Origin of the sequence: Candidatus Aquicultor secundus, assembly GCF_002791875.1 — a bacterium.
GTDB classification, from domain to species: domain Bacteria; phylum Actinomycetota; class Aquicultoria; order Aquicultorales; family Aquicultoraceae; genus Aquicultor_A; species Aquicultor_A secundus.
Genome location: NZ_PFNG01000235.1, coordinates 1,475 through 2,053, shown reverse-complemented (window position 1 = coordinate 2,053; position 579 = coordinate 1,475). Strand labels below are relative to the sequence as shown.

At 48.4% G+C, this 579-nt stretch carries 2 protein-coding genes; both read left to right on the top strand.

Annotated elements, in window-relative coordinates; genetic code table 11:
- The first annotated feature begins 16 nt into the window (after positions 1–16).
- Entirely contained in the window at positions 17–172 is a 156-nt protein-coding gene (locus tag COY37_RS11995) for a flagellar biosynthesis anti-sigma factor FlgM (protein ID WP_353683022.1), read from the top strand.
- 22 nt (positions 173–194) lie between these two features.
- A partial coding sequence (locus tag COY37_RS10010; protein WP_286977444.1) for a flagellar protein FlgN occupies positions 195–579 on the top strand: 385 nt, incomplete at its 3' end.

Sequence of the window (579 nt, the reverse complement as noted above, 5' to 3'; positions counted from 1 at the left end):
CCGCAGCCAGGAAGTCGTGAAGGCCAAAGAGGCCTACGAGAAGCTTCCTGACACGCGAAGCGACCTGGTGGATGAACTGAAAAGCAAGATAGAGGCCGGCAAATATAACGTTGCCAGCAAGGATGTAGCTGAAAAGATCATCCATCGCGCGGTTGTAGACAAAACGGTCTAAAACTAGCTTGAGGGTGAGAAAATTGAACATTGATGCCAACGCTTTACTAGATGTCTTAAAAAGCGAAAAAGAGTCGTACCAGGAATTGCTGAATTTATCGAAGAAAGAGCAAGAGCTGATCGTCAGCGGAAATATTGAGGAGCTTTCAGACCTAGTCAAGGCGACGGAGCAGATGATGCAGGGTGTTCGTGACCTGGAGAGAAAACGGCTTACCCTATTACAAGTAGGAACTGACAGCATACCCCAACCAGTCCCCCAGCTCTCAACGATACTTAAAGACTTTGATAAACAAACGGCCGACGAGGCCGCAAAACTTAAAGACCAGATGCTTTCGATAGTCGAGGATCTCGGCGAGACCAACAAGACTAACGCCGAGCTGCTCAGGCGAAACATCGGCTACATCAACT